The organism is Legionella nautarum, from assembly GCF_001467895.1.
GTDB classification, from domain to species: Bacteria; Pseudomonadota; Gammaproteobacteria; order Legionellales; family Legionellaceae; genus Tatlockia; species Tatlockia nautarum.
In genome coordinates, this window is the sequence record NZ_LNYO01000024.1 from 274,045 (window position 1) to 291,795 (window position 17,751).

Genomic DNA, 17,751 nt, shown 5'->3' on the forward strand with positions numbered 1-17,751 from the left:
TGGGTTTGCACCCACTACCACTAGTTTAAACTCCTTTATCAACGTCTGCTAACAAGCCGGGACCTTGAGATAAAAGCAATCCCTTTAATAATAGTTAAGATGAAACTAACTCAGCTAAGCAACGTAGATAATCTCCTGCGATGTCTATCTTGGTTTCTGCGGCGATTTCGCAAATACAAGTTGGGCTAGTCACATTAATTTCAGTCAAATAATTACCTATAACGTCAATGCCAACAAAGTATAGTCCCATCGATCTAAGGGTCGGGGCAATCTGCTGACATAGCCAGCGGTCGCGGTCGGTAATAGCTACCACTTCACCATGAGCACCCGCAGCAAGATTACCTCGCAGTTCGCCTTTGGCAGGAATGCGGGCCAAAGCATAGGGAACTGGCTCGCCATTGATTAATAAGATACGTTTATCACCTAAACTGCTAATTTCAGGAATATATTGCTGCGCCATGATGCTAACAGTTTGACCTTCGGTTAGTACTTCCAAAATAACTGATAAGTTTTCGGCATTCTCGTTGACATGAAAAACAGAACTCCCCCCCATACCTTCGAGGGGTTTAAAAATTACATTTTGCTGTTCTTGCCAAAAAGCACGAAGACGCTTTAGGTCGCGGCTTACCAAAGTTTGCGGGCAACATTGAGGAAAATTTAAGGTAAAAAATTTCTCATTCGCATCGCGTAAACTGCTTGGTTTATTTGCGACTAAAACCCCCTCTCGTTCGGCAAGTTGTAAAGCGTAAGTTGTATAAATGTACTCCATATCAAAAGGCGGATCCTTGCGCATCAATATAATATCGAACTCATTTAAAGCTTTTTCGCCTTCCTCTTTAATCTCAGCCCACTGGCTAGTATTTACATCACCTATTTTGATTGAAAACACGCGGGCATAGGCATGACCTTGCCGGCAGTATAAGTCGTCTTGAGTAAAAAAAACACAGTACCAACCCATCGCCTGCGCACTTTTAAGCATAGCAACCGTAGAATCCTTATAAGCCTTAATTTTATGTATTGGATCCATCAGTACAGCTAGTTTCATTACTCGCCTCCAACTGCTGCAATTTCTCTTGCCGCAGCAAGTGCTGCTAGCCGCGCGATGACTCCATAAGCATAAAACCGGTTAGGACAATCCACAACTGCTAAATCGTTACGAGGCATATTACAAGCTTGTGCAAATGCAAGTGGTTCAAAATGCATACCTGGCGCATTAAGATTTTCATCAATACCGCGACCTTGGTGTACTCGATAAAAACCGCCCACGACAAATTGGCCGATCATATACACCACAGGTTCAGCCACCGCACCATTAGGCATCGTTTCAAAGGTATAAACCCCCTCCTGAATCATCACCCTTTCCACCTTACGACTTCCTTTACTTGCTGCCATTTTCGTACGTTGCTTGCGATTAAGTTGGCGCAACTCATCGCCTTCATGCACCATCATGACACCCATACCATAGGTACCATTATCAGCCTTAACAACGACAAAGGGTTTGTCTGAAATAGCATAAGTTGCATATTTATCTTTGATCATTGCTAATAATTTATCCACCTGATCAGCTAAATTATCTACTCCTTCTTGAGCCATAAAATCGACCCCGTCTACCGCATTAAAATAGGGATTAATTAGCCAAGGATCCATATCCACTAACTGGGCAAATTCGCTAACTACCTCATCAAAAAATTGAAAATGGTTGGATTTAAGCCTGGAAGCCCATCCTAATTTTGAAGTAGGACTTATGCGTTGCTTCAAATTTTCTAGAATTTTGGGAACACCTGAAGAGAGATCATTGTTAAGCAGGATCATACAGGGATCAAAATTATCTAGTCCTATTCTATCTTTGTCACGATGTAAAGGTTCAACGAGTAGAGTTTGCCCCTCTTCCGTAGTCATTTCTGTCTCTTCGGTTACTTCAGGATCTAAACTTCCTATGCGTACTACAAATCCCGCCTTCATAAAAATATCACGCAGTATCAATAAACTGCTTAAATAGAATCGATTTCGAGTATGGCTCTCAGGTAAGAGCAAAATATGTTTGCATTTGGGCATATAATCAATCAACGCTGATTGAGCAGCCTGAATACATAAGGGTAGAAAATCACGATTAAGATTGTTAAATCCCGCAGGAAATAAATTAGTATCAACTGGGGCCAGTTTAAATCCAGCATGGCGTAAATCCACAGAAGAAGTAATCGGTGGAGGCGTTTCCTGCCATTTTTCGCGAAACCAAGATTCAATAGTAACTATTTGTTTTAATATAATTTTTTCCACATGGCATAAGGGACCACTATGGGCTGTAGTTAAATGAGGTACAGGGACATCCTCTACATGCATATTTTCTCCAATAACAAACTTTATCAAAGGGATGTTAACTCAGGTTAAGGATCGAATAAAATAAAACTTTGTGAATTCATTTATTATAGGATCTGTTGACAATTCATTCCTGCTGCCTACATACCTGCGATATCAAGCGATCTTCCCTACCCAGATCTCTGGATCCCGTGAACAGGCCGCTTAAAGTAGCCTTAGGTTTTTGCTGAGCTGTAAAAATACTTACTAAATAGCCGCCTTCCTGTCATAATCCTTCGCGGAGCTAATTGAGAATACATTGTGAATAACACCAAAACCTTACCCGCTTTAATTATTTTAATCGCACTAGGATTTATCTGGGGTTCAGGATACACTCTCGCCAAATTCGCAATGACTCATGGCGTACCCCCTTTAGGCTATGCGTTTTGGCAAGCACTCGGACCGGCTTTATTATTAACCCTCTTCTGTCTCAATAAGCAATCCTGCCCCCTGTTTAAACCCCAGTATTGGAGCTATTTTCTCGTCTGTGGTTTAGTAGGAATTGCCATCCCCAATACAAATATGTATTTCATTGCCAGCCACATTCCTGCTGGACTTCTTGCTGTATTGGTGAATACCGTACCTCTGCTGGTTTATCCAATGGCTTTAATTGCCGGCCAGGAACGCTTCGATAGCTGGCGCATTCTTGCTCTTTTACTAGGTATGGCTGGTATTTGGCTAATTATTTCCCCAATCAACCAAGATTTGCTCTCAGGTTGGACTTTTCTTGCCTTAATCAGCCCTTTGGCCTTTGCCTTCTGCTCAATTTATATTACCGCTAAACAACCAGTGACTTTAAACGTGTTGCAATCAGCGAGTGGCATGTTACTCACTGCCTCTTTATTACTCACTCCACTGGTAATCCAGCAACAAGCTTTCTATCCTCTTAGTTTGTCTTTTACGCCTGTTGAACAAGTTGTACTCTTAGAAATTGCTCTTTCCACTATTGGTTACTTGCTTTTCTTTCAATTAGTCAAGCTAGCCGGCCCCGTTTTTTATAGCTTGACGGGAGGAATAGTCGCTTTAACCGGTTTATTTTGGGGCTTTGTTATTTTTCATGAGAAACCCAGTTCTTTACAGAACCTAGCCATTGCCTGCGTGCTTTGCGGCGTTTTTCTGTTATCATGGCGACAATCAAAAACACTCAAGGGAGCATAGGACATGCTAACCGATTTTATTCAGCAATATAATAATCAGATTCAGACTTTCCATTATTTATTAGTACTTATTAATGCAATTCTGCATGTCCTTTTTGCCGGCGCTGTTGCGCGTGATGCTGGAAACCTTTATCAATTGGGCCAACGCCCTGCTTTGGTCTCCGCTGGAACTTGGGCTTTTGCTACACTGCTTGGCGGGGTAATCACTGCTGCAATTTATTGGTTTATTCATCATTCCACACTTACTAGACCCATGCTCAGAGAGAATCATTATGATAGAACCTAAAATCAATACCATTGATGTCCACGAATTAAAAAAGCGACTTGATACCAACCCCAACCTATGTTTGATTGATGTCAGAGAATTACATGAGTGGCAATCCCTACATATCCCAGGTGCTTTGCATATTCCCAAAGACGAATTAGCCGCTAAAATCGAAGCGCTAATCCCTGAGCGTGAGAAACCTATTTATTTACATTGCAAAGCTGGGGTACGTTCCCTCTATGCTGCAAATTGTTTACTCAATATGGGTTATCAAGAACTGTACTCCATCGATGGCGGAATTGCTGAATGGGCGATGGTTGGTTATCCCGTAGAGTCGTAATAGCTTAGCCCAATAGGCATCCGAATGCCCATACGTCATCCTTTAAGAAAGCAAAGATTGACGGATGGGCGCGGTCAGCAATTAGCCTAGACCAGCAGTATTAGTAGGCGCTGGCTCACCATTTCCTTGCGTATTGCTCGGATGAACAGGCGGCGCAGTTTCGGGAGCAGGTTTAGGAGCAGCGGAATAAACGCCAAAAGTAGGAAGCAAATTACCGAAGCTCCATGACCCCGGATTTTTTGCTTGTTCAAGTTTTTTCTTTGCTAGCTCCGCTTCTTTTTCTTTTTTCACTCTTGCCAATTGAGCTTCATGCTCCTCTTTGGCACGTAGCAACTCTTCTTCCTTTCGAATTCTCAGGTCTTCAGCCTGCTTAGTCACATTTTCGTCTACAATCTTATCCGAAGCCTCTAGGATTATTTTAGAACTTAACTTTAAATAGGCACTGACATCGAGATTTTGAATATCAGAAAATGCATGCTTTTCTCTAAATCCTAGAGTGGATCGCTTATCCAAATGCTCGTGTGGAAGATAAACATAAGCTTCAATAAAATTCTTCGCAGTTTGCATAAATGTTTGCATCCGACCGGGGCTTACCTCGTTTAGTTTAGTACGGCCAGTACTCGCGAGTAATCCACGGAATAATTCACTTCCACCGCCTACATAACCACCGCAACTACCTTTGTAGGTTACACTGGTTCCTTCCACATGATTAGAATCGAAAATGCTTTCATTACTGCCCTCTGAGATTTCAGCAGTTACCAGCGTACTCAGGCTGGCGAAGATGATCCCTTTTAATAACTCTTGCTGTTGTTCTGGTTCTGTAACTTCGTTCACTGCAGCACGATCCGATTCACAAAGCAGCTCCATTAACTGTTTCGTTTCAGCTTCACAAAATAGCTCAGTTACTCTATGTAAAAATTGAGCTTGATATTTACGGTGTGCAGGTAATTCTTCAATAGTACGAAGATTCCCATGTTTTCTTTTCAGATCTTCAAGAGCATGCACAAACCCTGAATTACGAAGCTGCCCTTCTTTAGGTACGGCGCCATTTAGTTGTTCACTGTACGGTCTAATAACAAAATCACCCATCTTTTTCTCTCCTTAGACTCCATGAAATAGGTTGCTAAAATACATCGCGCACTCAGTGTAAACTAATTAAATTGATTCGTCATGAATTTTCTTTAGGCTAATTAATCAATTAGCAACCTCATGATTAGACTAAAAAAAGCAGCCTTTGCTCAAGATTAGAGCTACAAATAAAATCGATCTGCATTGTTTAAAATCAGATAATTGCTTTTTTTGCTATTTACCCTCAGCAGAAACTCATTTAGGATGCGATCATTAATTTTTTGTGCAGAGATCAAAATGAAAAAAGGCCTGCTTTTAATCGCATTATTTTTCTCTTCTATATCATTCGCCAAACCGCCTAAACTTGTTGTTCAACTGGTTATCGATCAATTACGCGGTGATTTAATCAATCAATATCGCCCTGAGTTTGGCAAAAATGGCTTTAATTACTTATTGGCCCATGCGCTTGACTATCACAATGCCCATCATCCTCATGCCAATACAGTAACCTGTGTTGGGCATGCAACCATTGCAACAGGTTCATTCCCTGCCTTACATGGCATTGTTAGTAATGAATGGTATGATAAAAAATTAGCTAAAAGCATTAATTGTGTAGAAGATGAAAAAAGCGCAATCTTAGCAACTTCCCGCACAAAAAAAATATTGGAGGGGCGCTCTCCTCACCAACTAATAGCATCCACTTTGAGTGACGAACTAATTTTAGCACAGGCAGGCCGTGCCTTCGCTGTCTCCTTAAAGGACCGCTCTGCCATTACCTTAGCAGGTCATGCAGGTAAAGCGTTTTGGTTTGATAAAGAAAATGGTGGCTTTATTACCAGTCAGCACTATTATTCATCCTATCCTCAATGGGTGGGTGCATGGAATAAACGCTATGAAGCCAAAGATGAGACTTGGAATCTAAGCCGACCAGTAGATAGTTATCATTTTGCCAAAGCTCCACGCTTCATCAATCGCTTTCCTGGCTTTGGACAAAACTTCCCTCATCATTTAGGGGATCCCGGCAGTGCGGAGTATTTTAAATTTTTATCCATTAGTCCCTTCGCCGATGAGTTGACTGCTAATTTTGCCATCAGCTTATTGGCAGAGGAAAAGTTGGGTAAAACTAAGAATAAAACCGACTATTTAGCCATTAGCTTTTCCGCTGTTGATGGAATTGGACATCAGTTTGGGCCGAATAGCCTTGAATCAGAAGATAATTTACTACGCTTGGACAAAACCTTGGCAAAATTATTAGCGGCTCTTGAGCAAGAGGTTGGACTTGAAAATACCTTGATCGTACTTACGGCTGATCATGGGGTTAGTGATTCGAGAGCTTATCTTGCTGCCCACCAAATTCACCAAACTCATTCCTTAAAAATAGGGCAACTACAAAGTCTTATCGAAAAAACTTTAGCTAAACGATATCAATTAGCAAGCGATAGTTTGCAAGCAATTTCCTTACCCTATATTTATCTTAATCATCAGATAATTCACAAACAGCAATTATCAGTTCATCAAGTGAGTGCTTACCTGGCCGATATTTTGCGGCAACAACCGGGCATATTCCAAGCTTATTCACTGCCTTTAAGTAATATCGAACGAGATTGGTTAAGTGCTAAAGTGGATAAAATGGCTTTTCCTGAGCGTTCTGGCGATCTTTATTTAGTGCCGCCACCTTATCAAGCCTTGGCTGATAAAAGCGAACAACGCGTCGCTCATGGCACACCCTGGCAATATGATAGCTACGTCCCTTTATTATTCGTTAATGCTAGATTTAAAGCACAGCGTATTTATCACAGGGTGAATACCACTGATATTGCTCCTACTTTAGCGGCCCTTTTGGCCATTAAACCACCTTCCGCCACGGTTGGACAACCACTGATGGAAGTTCTGCATGAATTTGAGTTGAAGGGCTAAGGAAGTTAAACGTTGGGGGGATCAACCAAGGCTTAGCAAGCCGTCTTGCAATTAACCTCGCTTCTGGCTACTTTTATACAATAAGGCTCTAAATCTAAGAGTAGGTTATGGAAAACAAAGCAAAAACCTTTGTTCTTTTAGCAGCCCTAACAGCCTTGCTTCTTATTATTGGTAATCTGTTAGGAGGACATACCGGGCTGCTTATAGCACTTGCTTTAGCTGTTTTTATGAATTTTAGTGCTTACTGGTATTCTGATCAAATCGTATTGCGCGCCTATCAAGCACAACCTTTGGATGAAAATCACCCTGTTTACAACATCATTGCTCAATTAACTAAGAAAGCACAAATTCCAATGCCCAAGGTCTATTCTGTAGAAACCCCTGTGCCCAATGCCTTTGCCACAGGCCGAAACCCCGAGCATGCGAGTATCGCAGTAACTACAGGCATCTTAAATCGTATGAATGAGGAAGAACTAGCTGGCGTGCTTGCTCATGAAATGTCACATGTCATTCATCGAGATACCCTTATTAGTGCTGTAGCAGCAACCCTTGCCGGAGCTATTAGTTCTTTAGCTAATATTTTCATGTGGAGTTCTTTAGGGCGTTCGTCGGATTCAGAAGATCGCGTTAATCCAATCGGTGCTATGTTAATGACCGTTCTAGGACCGATGGCGGCGGGCCTAATTCAAATGGCTGTATCACGCTCCTGTGAATACGATGCCGATGCCAGTGGCGCTAAACTCTGTGGGAATCCTTTATGGCTAGCAAGTGCTCTAGCAAAACTTGAGGAAGCCAATCAACAAGGGCAGTTTCAAGCCGCTGATGAACATCCTAATACTGCACATATGTTTATTGTTAATCCGTTAAGTGCTGCAAAATTAAGCCAATTATTTTCTACTCATCCACCCACTGAAGAACGGATAAGACGTTTACAAGCGATGGCAAGAGAATCATGGGTAAGATGAGATAATGGAATAAATTGTATGCGCTCACAAAGCCAAAACTGAGCACTTATAATAGAATTGCACGCCTGGTTTAATCAAGTGATCTTCCAATGCACCAATTTTACAAATGCTAATTTGAGCAATTCCTACGGTTTAACCCAGGAAGAATTAAACAATGCTTGTGGTAGACCCGTGACGCTGCCAGAAAAACTATCAATCCCTTCTTGTCCCAGAGAATGATTAATTAATCCAGGAAAAATATTCCTGTAAAGGGGTTGATAACTTGCGTTGAAACACCAATCTAAGGATAATTCATTTTTTGTAGCTAGCTTACCAGGTAAAATATGGGACACTTAGGCCAATTTATTACTAATCATTGGGGACTTTGGCTCGCCTTAGTCGTGATTTTATTATTAATTTTCATTAATGAACTTCTCACCCAGAGAAAAAGAGCAAAAGAAATCTCCCCTCAAGCAGCAGTGAATTTAATCAACCATGAAGATGCGATGGTAGTCGATTTGCGTGAGGTCGATGCTTTCCGTAAGGGCCATATTATTGATGCAGTTCGTGCTACTCCTGATGATTTTGCTCAACAACGCATGGATAAGTATAAAGCGAAAACACTTATTCTAGTTTGTGCTCGCGGTTTGCAATCTGCGCAACTGGCAGCTAAATTACAAGCAGAAGGCTTTTCAAAATCCATGGTATTAGCAGGTGGAATAGCCGCTTGGCAAACTGCTGAATTACCGCTCGTGAAAGGAAAATAAACATGGCAACAGTCATTATGTACAGCACAGGTTATTGCCCTTATTGCCGCTCAGCTAAAGCGCTACTGGAAAAAAAAGGCGTACAATATACCGATATTCGTGTCGATGAAGACCCTAGTAAACGCGATGAAATGATAGCCAAAAGTGGAAGACATACCGTGCCACAAATATTCATAAACGGCCAACACATTGGTGGCTGTGATGATATGTACGCCCTAGACAATCAAGGGCAATTAGATGAACTTTTACAAAAATAGGAAAAAAAATGTCAGAACCAGTAAATGCTCCTCAACAAGATGAAGCGCAATTTATGATCCAGCGTATTTATGTTAAAGATTCTTCTTTTGAGACTCCTAATACTCCCGCAGTTTTCCAACAACAATGGGAGCCTGAGTTATCTTTAGATTTAAATACTCAGCATGTTGAATTAGAGAAGGGAGTCTATGAAGTAGTGTTAACAGTGACTGCTACAGTAAAAAACCAAAATGCCGTCGCATTTTTAGCTGAAGTTAAACAAGCAGGTATCTTTACTATTCAGGGCGCTCCCTCTGACCAACTCGATCATTTACTAGGTAGCTTCTGCCCAAATATCCTTTTCCCTTATGCACGCGAAATGATCACTGCTCAAGTTATTCGTGGTAGCTTCCCACAATTGGTGTTAGCGCCGATTAACTTTGATGCACTCTATATGCAGCAGCTTGAAGAGAAGCAAAAAGGGAAGCAACAAGAGACTGAATCAACAACACACTAAACCACGAAGCACTAGCTCGAGGAGTGTCCATGTTTTCACGAATGGTTATTTTTCTCAAATGAGTCAAATAGGGCCATTCCCTAAGTGGGACTACATACTTACACCATGACAAAATCGACGGTTGCCATACTTGGTGCCGGTTCTTGGGGCACTGCTGTTGCTATCCATTTGGCTAAAAATGGTAATCAAGTGATGCTGTGGGGGCACAACCCACAGCATGTTCAAGAAATGATTAAACTACGTTCTAATCAACGTTATCTACCCTCTATTCCTTTTCCAGAATTACTCGTCCCAACTGCTGATCTAAAACAATGCATCACTGAAGCCACTGAGACAATCATCGCCGTACCTTCTCATGCTTTTGCAAATTTGTTGCGACAATTAGCTAAACCCAAACACGGCATTGCTTGGCTCACAAAGGGAGTCGACCCAGATAGTCATCGCTTACTTAGTGAATTGGTCGCGGAACAATGGGGGGAAGACTTCCCTTTGGCAGTCATTTCCGGTCCTTCTTTTGCCAAAGAAGTAGCTAACTTTTTACCAACCGCACTCACCTTGGCTTCAAATAACCCAAGTTATCAAAAAACGATAAGAGCTTTACTTCATCATGACAATATACGTGTCTATCTGAGTAATGATGTGATTGGTGTGCAACTATGCGGAGCAGTAAAAAATGTATTAGCTATTGCCTGTGGTATTAGTGACGGCCTTGGCTATGGTGCCAATGCAAAAGCAGCCTTAATTACTCGAGGCATCGCTGAAATGAGTCGTTTGGGTACTAAAATGGGGGCACGCGAAGAAACGTTTATGGGTTTGGCTGGTCTTGGCGATTTAGTACTCACTTGTACCGACAATCAATCCCGCAACCGCCGCTTTGGTATCCAGCTAGGCCAAGGCATCAATCTAATTGACGCAGAGAAACAAATCGGCCAAGTTGTAGAAGGCAAACATAATGCGGCACAAATATGCCACTTAGCTGAACAATTTGCAGTTGAAATGCCTATTTGCTTGCAAGTTAATGCTCTTTTACAAGGGCAAATCACTCCTCAACAAGCAGTGACCAATTTGATGAGTCGCTCTCCTAGAGAAGAATAACAACTTTAATCTGATATAATTCTAGATATCAATAGACTGTTTTGCTTATTATTGACACATTATGTTTGTTTAATAGAACACTCACAGGATCGACTTGCAAAAACTTAAAAAGGATATTGACCTTATTAAGACACTAAATTTTGGAAATTATGATGTGATATTAAAACTTTTTATCGCGATCATCGTCATTTTCTACCTGATAACCTACAAGACTACGCTCCTTTCATTCCCCACAACCCCAAGCAGCACCACATCCTCGATCAAACTGCTGCAAATCTAAGCTATCTAAGCGCTCAGAATCCTCTGAGGTTGTACATTGAACACGAATAGGGGCTTTATACATTGATTGACCAATCGCCTGCTCAAGGGTTTCTAATCGCATTATAGACTGCTCATCAAGATGAGCTAATTCTCGTGTTTGGCTGTGGATACAGGGGCTACACTCTAAACTTTGGTGCGGAAGAAGATTAAACCCAGTCCTTTTGATTAACTCCGCAAATTCGTGATTATTCATTTGCCAAAGCGGGTGCCATATGGTTCTACCTTGATATAATTCATCCTCTTTCTCAAATTCTTGCAAATTGGCATAACGTCGTGAATCACATCGTCGCTTACCCGATACAATGAGCGCTTCGCAAGCAGGATCAAAGTCATCCAAAAAATTCAGAATGGTTAACCCTTTCAAAAAACTAGCACACCATTGAAACTTATGACTGGGAAACTGTTTACGATCCCTAACCATGTCAGGAAAACTGGTTTGAGCACGTAGCCAATGAACCTTTACCCCTTGATTACGTGCATAGTTAGAACACGCCAACACGCGTTCAGACCAAGCAGTAGCGGTCCAACCCGTATCAACACAAACAAAATGAAGTTCAGGCAGAGCTCTTTCAAGCAAGTCTTGCATAACAGCTAAAGAATGATTACCAAAATTACCGATAATGACGTGTTGCATAAATAAATTTAAATAGCTTAGTTCGGAGCCAGAATCAATTTTGACACAATATAGGCTAAATTTTAATCAAGGTTATCATAATACATGATTTGTTAAAGAATGAAAATTTGTGTCGAATGGCTTTTTTAAATGAGGTCATTGAATGTCTTATCAGTAAAGGCATCCCAGATACCTAGGTGTTGTTCGAAACCTCGTTTACAAATATCCATAATTTGGGATAGCAGGGGTGTTTAATGAAAAAATGAGTAAACAGCTAATAAATCTAATTAAGCACAGAAATCAAAATGCGGGAGTTGGTTAAAGCAAGTACTATTTTTCGCCTCTTTACTTGTCTAAATTTACTAGACTACACTCATTCATTGTACTTTTTTAACTTTATCTAAAAATTGAACTTTTGCAAGGAATCCTTAATGATTATGAAAATCGTGCATTCAGCTGTATTTCTTATGCTCTTTAGCAATATGATAATCGCTAAATCCGCTTCTTCAGTTAATTCACCGGGAATTGAAACCTTGCCTTATAAAATGGATAACGGTATAAAAGTTTTCCATCTGACGCCCATGGTAGTTACCCGTACTATTTACGATAAAGGTATCGATAAAACAACACCTTTCGTTAAACCTGAAAACCGTCTGAAGAATTTCAAGGAAATGCCTTTTAATATACCTTCCAAAAAAATTACAGGATATGGATTTAATGGCTCAATTCCTGGGCCAACCATTGTCGTTAATGAAGGGGATCGAGTTAGAATCATCGTTGAAAATAAACTACCAGAACCAACGTCTGTACACTGGCATGGTCTGATAGTACCCAATTCTGAAGATGGTGCAGGTGCAACGACACAACCAGTAATAGCACCTGGAAAAACATTTACTTATGAATTTAAAGTCAAACAAAACGGTACGTTCATGTATCATTCAGGTTTTAATGATATCAAACAAGTTCAGAAAGGGATGGGCGGAATGTTTGTTGCTCTACCGAAAGATAAAAAAATAGATAAGGATTATGCCATTCTTTTACAAATGTTCACATTACCAGAAAATGACAGTAACCCAATAGTATTTACTATGGATCCAAGTTGGTTTACTTTTAATGGGCTCGTTATGCCGAACTTTCCAGTGTTGGAGGCTAAAATGGGCGAAAAAGTACGTATTCGTTTTGGTAATCTTTCCATGTCAGCCCATCCTATTCATTTGCATGGTTATTCATTTAAAGTAGTAGGGACAGAAGGGGGAGCTATTCCTGAATCGGCACAATGGCCGGCAGCAACAATCAACATCAACCCAGGTGAAACCCGTGATATTGAATTTGTTGCAGATAATCCAGGATTATGGCGACTCCATTGCCACAAAATATTACACATTTCTAATGACACTGCCTATTGGAAGACAAAACAACCTGGCTTGAAATTAGTTCCCTTGGGAGGTATGTATACTTATCTATCTGTCTCACCTTAAACTAGCTCTCATGAACCTTAGCAACAAGGGCGCCAAGTGAATAATATAACATTCTATTTTACTATAACATCATCTACTAAGTTGCTTAATGTTGGTGTACGTGTTTTTGAGGAAGGGAGCGCCAGTTATGTCAGGAAGACAAAAAATAACACTGAAACAATCGATACTTGTTTGGGGAACAGGAGATATTTATTTTATATTTGCTGTGATGATCTCAGTTTTATTTTCCGTGTTATCTCCAGACATCCAAAATCAATTGAGGCTAAGTAATACTCAATTAGGTTTGCTTGGGACAGCTTTTTTCCTCTGTTATGGTGTTGCACAGCTATTTACTGGACGTTTGTTTGATCTGATCGGCCCGAAAATAACACTGGCAGGCTCCGCTTTTATTTCTGCCCTTGGATTAATATTAATGGCGGCCAGTCAGGGCTTTGGTATGGCTATTACCGCAAAAATTATCACAGGCTTTGGATTATCTACTTCTTACATAGGCGCTATTTACCTAGCGAATACTTGGTTTCCTGAAGAACGATTTGCTTTAATTTCCGGTATTACTCAGATGTCATCCAATATTTTAACTGCAATGTTAGTTATTATCTTGGCGTTGACTGGCATGTTTATGAGCTTTCGACCAATGATGGTATACCTTGCCATCTTGATGGTTGTCATAGCCGTTTTAATTATTATCTTTGTTCATCAGGCCCCGAAAGACACTTCTTCTGAAGAGCTGTCAAAATCGTTACATTTTTTTGAAAGTTTTTGCCAATTAATCAAAATTAAACAATTTTGTCTTGGAACAGTTTATTTTAGCGTGGGCTTTGGAGTTTTACTTACTTTATCGGACTTATGGAATATTCCGACGCAAATAGCCTATCATCATAGCGTGAATACATCAGCCATGATGAATTCCATGTTTCCACTTGGAGGCGGTATTGGAGCGCTGGTTGCCGGTTGGATGGCTGATTATTTAAAAAAACCAAGTAAAGCTGCCCAATTTTTTATAACTGGCATGGTGCTCTTTTGTGGATTCGTGTTTTATGGGCCTGACTTTACCATCAAAACCTCATTTTTTCTCTTATTTATTCTTGGCTTTTTTTTGGGTGGGACTGTGCTTGGTTTCTCCATTGTCGGACAGTATTTGCCTGAAACACTTAAAGGAATGGCCTTTGGTTTTATGGCTATGGTAGCTTATTTAATCAGCTCCTTTTTGCAATATTTTGTGGGTTTGTTATTAAGTGAATATCATACGTCCAGCTCTATAAATACAATTCATGACTTTAAAATAGCCTTAACCCCTCTGTTTATTACTTTGATGATAGGTTGGTTTGTCAGTTTATGGCTAAAAGATAATATTAACCAGGAGGATAACTAAATGCACCACAAGGATGAACGAATCATTGAGCGCTTATTAGAGATTACCAAACAAGATATTGTCCCGCTCACTCAAGCTGGCGTTCAACAAGGAAATAAATTATTTGGTGCTGCAATTTTAAGGAAAGATGATTTATCACTGGTCATTGCTGAAACCAATAATGAAATTCAAAATCCTCTTTGGCACGGTGAAGTACATGCCATGAAGAAATTATACGAAATGCCGGCATCTAAACGTCCATCCCCTAAGGATTGTATTTTTTTTGCAACACATGAGCCTTGTCCTTTATGTTTATCAGCAATAACCTGGGGTGGGTATGATAATTTTTACTACTTATTCAGTTATACGGATTCAAGAGATGCATTTAATATTCCTCACGACTTGAGAATTTTAAAAGAAGTTTTTAAGTGTGATGATGGCAAATATGCTCATGAAAATTATTACTGGAATAGTTATGATCTACAGCAATTGATTAAGCAATGTGAAGTATCCGACAAACAACGTTTTCAGCAACAGGTTGATGAATTAAAGGGGATTTATGATGAAATGTCAGACATTTACCAACAATCGAAGTTGGACAATGATATTCCTTTAGGATAAGAATTCCAGTCAATTCCAAAATGTGTAATTGGTGCCCAGGGCCGGAGTCGAACCGGCACGGGATTTAACTCCCGAGGGATTTTAAGTCCCTTGCGTCTACCTGTTTCGCCACCTGGGCAAATCTTGGAGGCTGAGGCCGGAATCGAACCGGCGTACACGGCTTTGCAGGCCGCTGCATAACCACTCTGCCACACAGCCAAACTATTAGAGCAACAGTTTAGCTCTCATCCAACGAACTGTCGTAATTCACTCAATTCAATCTAATTGTTTTGAGCTACTAGACAACTATGAATTCTATGGGCCTAGCCTATAAACTAACTCGCTAAAAAAAAAGCGACTGTCGTCGCTTTAATTTGGAGCGGGAAACGAGACTCGAACTCGCGACCCCAACCTTGGCAAGGTTGTGCTCTACCAACTGAGCTATTCCCGCGTCTCTACGGGGTGCAATTCTACCGAAATTTAACCTGCTGTCAACAAATAAAAATTAAAAAAATTAACTTAGCGCATGTCCTTTTTTCATCAACTGTGGCCATGCAATACTAAGATAAATAATCATTGACCAAATCGTTAAAATTGCTGCCACATAAAGCATAATGAACCCAAAAACACCCCACCAGGACTCTGAAGGTGAAAAAGCAATTAATAAGAAAAGCGCTGACATTTGTAGAGTTGTTTTTATCTTGCCAATATAACTGACTGTAACACTTGCACGGCTGCCAATTTCTGCCATCCATTCTCGCAAAGCCGAAATGACAATTTCTCGCCCAACAATAACAATTGCTGGGATAGTAATATACTCCACATTCTTCGCGCCGACTAAAAGAAGTAAGCTGCACGCTACTAATAGCTTATCCGCGACAGGATCTAAAAAAGCCCCAAAGAGCGACATTTGCTCAAGTTTACGGGCTAAATAACCATCTAACCAATCAGTAAAACTAGCCAAAGCAAAAATAGCAGCGGCGAAACCATGTGCCCAAGAGAACGGAAGATAAAAAACAATAATAAAAATGGGTATCAACGCGATACGCATCAAAGTCAACAAATTGGGCAGATTGGTTAATTTGCTCACAAAAATCCCCTTTAATCCAATTGTAAATATTCAGCAAGTTGCTGATAATCATCAAAAACGGCCAAAGCGCCTGCATTAAGGAGTGCAGCCTCTTGCTGATGATAAAAATCCACCCCAATTGCATCCACAGCAAGGCTTTTTGCCATTTCGATATCACTCACTGAATCACCCACCATTAAAGTCTCTTTTGCATTCACGCCGTAACTGTCCATAATCTCTTGCAGCATTTGTGGACAAGGTTTTGCGGGAGTCTGGCCGGCTGAACGGGTCACCTTGAACAATTGATCTAACCCGCTGGTTTGCAGAACTCGCTGTAAGGATTGGTGCCCTTTATTAGTAGCAATGCCTAGATCGATACCTGCGCGTTGCAAACGCTCAGCAATTTCTCGTGCGCCTGGAATCAAATAGACTTCAGTTGTGCGGGAAACTAAGGATTGATGTACGGCTAACAAAAGCTGCTCTTGTTGTTCTTCATTCAAATGAGGGAATGATTTTTTCAAAGCGAGAACCAAACCAAGCCCTACCGATTGACGAGCTAGCTGTTCATCTAATTTACCAAATTGCAACCGTTTAGCTTCGGTGGATACACTATTTAAAATTTGTCCTAGGATGTCGCCTAAGGTCCCTTCCCAATCAAATACCACCAAACGATATGGTTTACCCATGAGTCAACGAACTCCTCGCACGTAATCTTTTCAGTGTTTCTGCAAACCTTTTATCTAAGTTTGCTTCGAACAGATAATTTTTTCCGTTCAGGTTAAATTGAATTGCCCTAGCATGCAAATATAGTCGCGATTTTGCTTCTAAACCTTCAATTGGCTCCGATTTGCCATATTTTTCATCGCCTACAATCGCATGCCCTAAATAAGCACTATGCACTCTGATTTGATGGGTACGCCCCGTTTTGGGCGCTGCCTCGACCCAACAAGCCTGTTGATAATTTTCGAGTAACTTAAAGCGCGTCTGCGATGATTTACCCTCTTCGCTCACTGCAACAATCCGTTCACCTGACTTGAGAATGTTTTTTTCAAGTGCGGCGTCAACCATAATTGTTTTCTTGCCTTGCCAAGGATGATGCAATAAAGCCCAATACATTTTATTGACTTCTCTAGCCTCTAACAAGGCTTGAATCGCACGTAACATACTGCGTTTTTTTGCCAGCAATAAACAACCCGAAGTTTCTTTATCTAAACGATGAACAAGCTCAAGATAGGACAAATCATCACGTGTTTTACGTAAGGCTTCAATAACCCCTAAACTCAAACCACTACCGCCATGAACCGCAATTCCAGCCGGTTTATTAATCACTAAAAGGCTATTATCCTCAAAAATAACACTGTCTCGCAGACGCTGATCTAGTTTTACGCCCACATGGATCTCTTTATCTTGAGCTATGCGCACCGGTGGAATACGTACACAATCTCCTTGAACTAATCGCGAGGAGACTTGTGCTCTTTTTTTATTAATACGGACTTCACCTGCGCGTATTATGCGATAAATATGACTTTTGGGGACGCCTTTTAAAATTCGCATTAAGTAATTATCAAGACGCTGCCCTTCTTCTTCGGCATTAATTTCAGTGTAACGTACATCACTCATGGTACAAACCTATTTGCTGTAGCTGTTTTTTTTTGTTACT

The 17,751-nt window shown here is 40.7% G+C and carries 19 protein-coding genes and 3 tRNA genes; 12 read left to right on the plus strand and 10 right to left on the minus strand.

The features are described from left to right. Positions 1-94 precede the first annotated feature (94 nt). Together gshB and gshA are read right to left on the minus strand one after the other, a co-directional pair. The gene (gene gshB, locus Lnau_RS13025; protein WP_058505581.1) at positions 95-1,045 is read right to left on the minus strand and encodes a glutathione synthase; all 951 of its coding nucleotides are present in this window, start codon (positions 1,043-1,045) and stop codon (positions 95-97) included. Beyond that, the gene (gene gshA / locus Lnau_RS13030; RefSeq protein WP_058505582.1) at positions 1,045-2,340 is read right to left on the minus strand and encodes a glutamate--cysteine ligase; all 1,296 of its coding nucleotides are present in this window, start codon (positions 2,338-2,340) and stop codon (positions 1,045-1,047) included. The genes gshB and gshA overlap by 1 nt, the downstream gene beginning before the upstream one ends. A 276-nt stretch (positions 2,341-2,616) precedes the next feature. Here gshA and Lnau_RS13035 point away from each other — a divergent pair, with 276 nt between their 5' ends. From Lnau_RS13035 to Lnau_RS13045, 3 genes are read left to right on the plus strand one after another with little or no spacing between them, the layout of a single operon-like run. Then, positions 2,617-3,513 carry a DMT family transporter gene (locus Lnau_RS13035; protein ID WP_058505583.1) on the plus strand — a complete coding sequence of 299 codons (897 nt, stop codon included), beginning with the start codon at positions 2,617-2,619 and terminating at the stop codon, positions 3,511-3,513. 3 nt (positions 3,514-3,516) lie between these two features. Further along, a complete protein-coding gene (locus Lnau_RS13040) occupies positions 3,517-3,798 on the plus strand; it encodes a hypothetical protein (protein WP_058505584.1) in 282 nt (93 codons plus the stop codon). Then, the gene (locus tag Lnau_RS13045) at positions 3,785-4,117 is read left to right on the plus strand and encodes a rhodanese-like domain-containing protein (protein ID WP_058505585.1); all 333 of its coding nucleotides are present in this window, start codon (positions 3,785-3,787) and stop codon (positions 4,115-4,117) included. Before Lnau_RS13040 ends, Lnau_RS13045 begins: the two co-directional genes overlap by 14 nt. Positions 4,118-4,198: 81 nt before the next feature. Here Lnau_RS13045 and Lnau_RS13050 read toward each other — a convergent pair whose 3' ends face one another. Next, positions 4,199-5,206, minus strand: a complete 1,008-nt coding sequence (locus tag Lnau_RS13050; protein ID WP_058505586.1) for a hypothetical protein — start codon at positions 5,204-5,206, stop codon at positions 4,199-4,201. A gap of 276 nt (positions 5,207-5,482) precedes the next feature. On the opposite strand from Lnau_RS13050, the gene Lnau_RS13055 reads away from it, so the two are divergent. The 6 genes from Lnau_RS13055 to Lnau_RS13085 all read left to right on the plus strand — a co-directional run bounded on the left by Lnau_RS13055 (position 5,483) and on the right by Lnau_RS13085 (position 10,659). Further along, positions 5,483-7,102 carry an alkaline phosphatase family protein gene (locus tag Lnau_RS13055; protein ID WP_058505587.1) on the plus strand — a complete coding sequence of 540 codons (1,620 nt, stop codon included), beginning with the start codon at positions 5,483-5,485 and terminating at the stop codon, positions 7,100-7,102. Positions 7,103-7,209: 107 nt separating this feature from the next. Further along, positions 7,210-8,067, plus strand: a complete 858-nt coding sequence (gene htpX, locus Lnau_RS13060; RefSeq protein ID WP_058505588.1) for a zinc metalloprotease HtpX — start codon at positions 7,210-7,212, stop codon at positions 8,065-8,067. A 323-nt stretch (positions 8,068-8,390) separates the two neighbouring features. After that, a complete protein-coding gene (locus Lnau_RS13070) occupies positions 8,391-8,813 on the plus strand; it encodes a rhodanese-like domain-containing protein (protein WP_058505590.1) in 423 nt (140 codons plus the stop codon). 2 nt (positions 8,814-8,815) lie between these two features. Continuing rightward, the gene (gene grxC, locus Lnau_RS13075) at positions 8,816-9,070 is read left to right on the plus strand and encodes a glutaredoxin 3 (protein WP_058505591.1); all 255 of its coding nucleotides are present in this window, start codon (positions 8,816-8,818) and stop codon (positions 9,068-9,070) included. A gap of 8 nt (positions 9,071-9,078) precedes the next feature. After that, the gene (gene secB / locus Lnau_RS13080; protein ID WP_058505592.1) at positions 9,079-9,564 is read left to right on the plus strand and encodes a protein-export chaperone SecB; all 486 of its coding nucleotides are present in this window, start codon (positions 9,079-9,081) and stop codon (positions 9,562-9,564) included. A 105-nt stretch (positions 9,565-9,669) separates the two neighbouring features. Beyond that, positions 9,670-10,659 (plus strand): NAD(P)H-dependent glycerol-3-phosphate dehydrogenase, encoded by a 990-nt coding sequence (locus tag Lnau_RS13085; protein ID WP_058505593.1) that lies wholly within the window; start codon positions 9,670-9,672, stop codon positions 10,657-10,659. 223 nt (positions 10,660-10,882) lie between these two features. Here Lnau_RS13085 and Lnau_RS13090 read toward each other — a convergent pair whose 3' ends face one another. Beyond that, positions 10,883-11,614 (minus strand): phosphoadenosine phosphosulfate reductase domain-containing protein, encoded by a 732-nt coding sequence (locus Lnau_RS13090; RefSeq protein ID WP_058505594.1) that lies wholly within the window; start codon positions 11,612-11,614, stop codon positions 10,883-10,885. Positions 11,615-12,024: 410 nt separating this feature from the next. Between Lnau_RS13090 and Lnau_RS13095 the strand changes: the two genes are divergently transcribed. The 3 genes from Lnau_RS13095 (at position 12,025) to Lnau_RS13105 (ending at position 15,043) form a co-directional block, all read left to right on the plus strand. After that, positions 12,025-13,071, plus strand: a complete 1,047-nt coding sequence (locus tag Lnau_RS13095) for a multicopper oxidase family protein (protein WP_058505595.1) — start codon at positions 12,025-12,027, stop codon at positions 13,069-13,071. Positions 13,072-13,198: 127 nt separating this feature from the next. Then, on the plus strand, positions 13,199-14,443 hold the full coding sequence (locus Lnau_RS13100; RefSeq protein ID WP_058505596.1) for an MFS transporter: 1,245 nt from the start codon (positions 13,199-13,201) through the stop codon (positions 14,441-14,443). Continuing rightward, positions 14,444-15,043 carry a nucleoside deaminase gene (locus Lnau_RS13105; RefSeq protein WP_058505597.1) on the plus strand — a complete coding sequence of 200 codons (600 nt, stop codon included), beginning with the start codon at positions 14,444-14,446 and terminating at the stop codon, positions 15,041-15,043. 29 nt (positions 15,044-15,072) lie between these two features. Here the strand turns inward: Lnau_RS13105 and Lnau_RS13110 are convergent. The 6 genes from Lnau_RS13110 to Lnau_RS13135 form a co-directional block, all read right to left on the minus strand. Continuing rightward, positions 15,073-15,161: transfer RNA gene (locus tag Lnau_RS13110), tRNA-Leu, on the minus strand. 6 nt (positions 15,162-15,167) lie between these two features. After that, positions 15,168-15,241, minus strand: a tRNA-Cys gene (locus Lnau_RS13115). A gap of 156 nt (positions 15,242-15,397) precedes the next feature. Then, a tRNA-Gly gene (locus Lnau_RS13120) sits at positions 15,398-15,473 on the minus strand. Between the two features lie 63 nt (positions 15,474-15,536). Further along, positions 15,537-16,112 (minus strand): CDP-diacylglycerol--glycerol-3-phosphate 3-phosphatidyltransferase, encoded by a 576-nt coding sequence (pgsA, locus tag Lnau_RS13125; RefSeq protein ID WP_058505598.1) that lies wholly within the window; start codon positions 16,110-16,112, stop codon positions 15,537-15,539. A gap of 11 nt (positions 16,113-16,123) precedes the next feature. Next, positions 16,124-16,777: an HAD family hydrolase gene (locus Lnau_RS13130; protein ID WP_058505599.1), complete on the minus strand. Its 654-nt coding sequence runs from the start codon at positions 16,775-16,777 to the stop codon at positions 16,124-16,126. Then, positions 16,770-17,711, minus strand: coding sequence for an RluA family pseudouridine synthase (locus Lnau_RS13135; RefSeq protein WP_058505600.1), 942 nt, complete (start codon positions 17,709-17,711; stop codon positions 16,770-16,772). The genes Lnau_RS13130 and Lnau_RS13135 overlap by 8 nt, the downstream gene beginning before the upstream one ends. Between the last annotated feature and the right edge of the window lie 40 nt (positions 17,712-17,751).

Coding starts and splice junctions, on each gene's coding strand:
- Lnau_RS13100 (WP_058505596.1), top strand. CDS start 13,199: ATGTCAGGAAGACAAAAAATAACACTGAAACAATCGATACTTGTTTGG.
- Lnau_RS13105 (WP_058505597.1), top strand. CDS start 14,444: ATGCACCACAAGGATGAACGAATCATTGAGCGCTTATTAGAGATTACC.
- Lnau_RS13135 (WP_058505600.1), bottom strand. CDS start 17,711: ATGAGTGATGTACGTTACACTGAAATTAATGCCGAAGAAGAAGGGCAG.
- Lnau_RS13070 (WP_058505590.1), top strand. CDS start 8,391: ATGGGACACTTAGGCCAATTTATTACTAATCATTGGGGACTTTGGCTC.
- Lnau_RS13045 (WP_058505585.1), top strand. CDS start 3,785: ATGATAGAACCTAAAATCAATACCATTGATGTCCACGAATTAAAAAAG.
- Lnau_RS13130 (WP_058505599.1), bottom strand. CDS start 16,777: ATGGGTAAACCATATCGTTTGGTGGTATTTGATTGGGAAGGGACCTTA.
- Lnau_RS13085 (WP_058505593.1), top strand. CDS start 9,670: ATGACAAAATCGACGGTTGCCATACTTGGTGCCGGTTCTTGGGGCACT.
- Lnau_RS13040 (WP_058505584.1), top strand. CDS start 3,517: ATGCTAACCGATTTTATTCAGCAATATAATAATCAGATTCAGACTTTC.
- htpX (WP_058505588.1), top strand. CDS start 7,210: ATGGAAAACAAAGCAAAAACCTTTGTTCTTTTAGCAGCCCTAACAGCC.
- secB (WP_058505592.1), top strand. CDS start 9,079: ATGTCAGAACCAGTAAATGCTCCTCAACAAGATGAAGCGCAATTTATG.
- gshB (WP_058505581.1), bottom strand. CDS start 1,045: ATGAAACTAGCTGTACTGATGGATCCAATACATAAAATTAAGGCTTAT.
- Lnau_RS13095 (WP_058505595.1), top strand. CDS start 12,025: ATGATTATGAAAATCGTGCATTCAGCTGTATTTCTTATGCTCTTTAGC.
- Lnau_RS13090 (WP_058505594.1), bottom strand. CDS start 11,614: ATGCAACACGTCATTATCGGTAATTTTGGTAATCATTCTTTAGCTGTT.
- grxC (WP_058505591.1), top strand. CDS start 8,816: ATGGCAACAGTCATTATGTACAGCACAGGTTATTGCCCTTATTGCCGC.
- Lnau_RS13055 (WP_058505587.1), top strand. CDS start 5,483: ATGAAAAAAGGCCTGCTTTTAATCGCATTATTTTTCTCTTCTATATCA.
- gshA (WP_058505582.1), bottom strand. CDS start 2,340: ATGCATGTAGAGGATGTCCCTGTACCTCATTTAACTACAGCCCATAGT.
- Lnau_RS13050 (WP_058505586.1), bottom strand. CDS start 5,206: ATGGGTGATTTTGTTATTAGACCGTACAGTGAACAACTAAATGGCGCC.